This is a genomic window from Thermococcus sp., assembly GCF_027012695.1.
Lineage (GTDB): Archaea > Methanobacteriota_B > Thermococci > Thermococcales > Thermococcaceae > Thermococcus.
This window is the reverse complement of the sequence record NZ_JALUYR010000132.1, coordinates 1-1,445: the sequence shown is the minus strand read 5'-3', so window position 1 is coordinate 1,445 and position 1,445 is coordinate 1. Positions and strand designations below refer to the sequence as shown.

The 1,445-nt window shown below is 54.3% G+C and carries 1 protein-coding gene and 1 pseudogene; one reads left to right on the top strand and one right to left on the bottom strand.

Going from position 1 to position 1,445, the window contains the following annotated elements; genetic code table 11:
• A pseudogene (locus MV985_RS10175) lies at positions 1–194 on the top strand (Zn-dependent hydrolase); the annotation flags it as partial.
• 109 nt (positions 195–303) lie between these two features.
• Here MV985_RS10175 and MV985_RS09005 read toward each other — a convergent pair.
• Entirely contained in the window at positions 304–1,314 is a 1,011-nt protein-coding gene (locus MV985_RS09005; protein ID WP_297465508.1) for an ATP-binding protein, read from the bottom strand.
• Between the last annotated feature and the right edge of the window lie 131 nt (positions 1,315–1,445).

Below are 1,445 nucleotides of genomic sequence, written 5' to 3'. Positions count from 1 at the left end.
AAGAATTACAGAATTATGCAGAGAAGGGCTATCTACTGATACCCTCTCACGGGAAGCCGGTTGAAGGGGATGAAGCGGAGGAACTGCTCGAGTTCAACCTCAAACGGGTGGAGGAAACCGAATCCCTCATTTTGGAACTCCTAGGAAAGCCGATGTCGGTTGACGAGCTGACCTTCAGGATAATGGAGCACTAGGGTGTCGAAACAACACCCCGGAAGCTGGCACTTAACCTCGTCCCGGTGAGGGCCTTCATAGCGGAGCTGTACAACCGGGGAGAGATAGGGGCCATTGTTGACGGGGGGCTTAAGTGGAGGACAAAAACCGGCTAAATCCATGAACCAAAAACCTCCAGAGGGGCACCACCTCGATCTTAACACCATCCCTTTCAACCTCCCCTACTTCCTCCCACGTGACGATGAGGCCCCTTTTGGCCCTGAGGACCTTCGAGGCCCTCACGAGGTTTCCAACCTCCCTGTCGGAGGTTCCCTCAAGAGAAAACGTCACCTGGATGGGGATCAGTTTTCCGCCAACCCTTACAACGAAGTCCACCTTGCCCCCCTCGTTCCTCCAGTAGTAAACCTCTCCGGGGATAAAGGAATAACTGAGCGCGCGTTTGATTTCCAGGAAAACCGCCAGCTCCATGAGCTTTCCTTTCTCCGGATGCGCTTTCAGGGTGAGGGTCTTGGCTATTCCCGTATCGATGGGATAAACCTTTCTCGGGGACAGCAGTTGTCCCTTTGGCTTGAAGGAAAAGCGCCTGAGCTGGAAAATAAGGTAAGCCTCCTCACGATAAGAGACGTAGTCTCTAACGGTGTGGACGTCCCTCAATCCCGCCAGTGAACCCAGCCTTGAATACGTGAACTCGCTGGAGTGGTTGGAGATCAAATAACGTGCCAGCTCCCTGAGGGCATCCACGTGCTTTACGCCGTGCCTCAGTATAACGTCCCGCTCAATCAGATCGCGGTATATCTGGCTCAGATAGAACCTCCCGAACCTAACGGCCTCGGGGAAGCCCCCTATCTCAAGGTACTCCTCAAGCTCCCTCTTCACCCGCGAGACTTCTCTGTCGGAGTACTCCCAGCTCTCCGACAGCTCCACTCCTTTGAACCGCAGAAACTCTCTGGAGGAGAAGGGGAACAGCGTCAGCTCGAAGTGCCTTCCTGTGAGGTAGGTCGCCATCTCTCCTGACAGGAGCCGGGACGACGAACCTGTGACCACAACCCGCTTGTTGAGTCTGAGCCTTGAGACGAACCTCTCCCATCCTTTTACCTCCTGAACCTCGTCGAGCACAACGATCTCAGGTTTCCCCCACACTTCACGGGCCGCATTCAAAAGCCTCCAAAGTCATCCGAACGAAAAGCCGAGAGTCTCTCGTCGAAGAAGTTCACGTAGAGGGCATTGTCACCGGCTAAACTCCAAGAGAAAACTGATTTGCCGGAACGTCT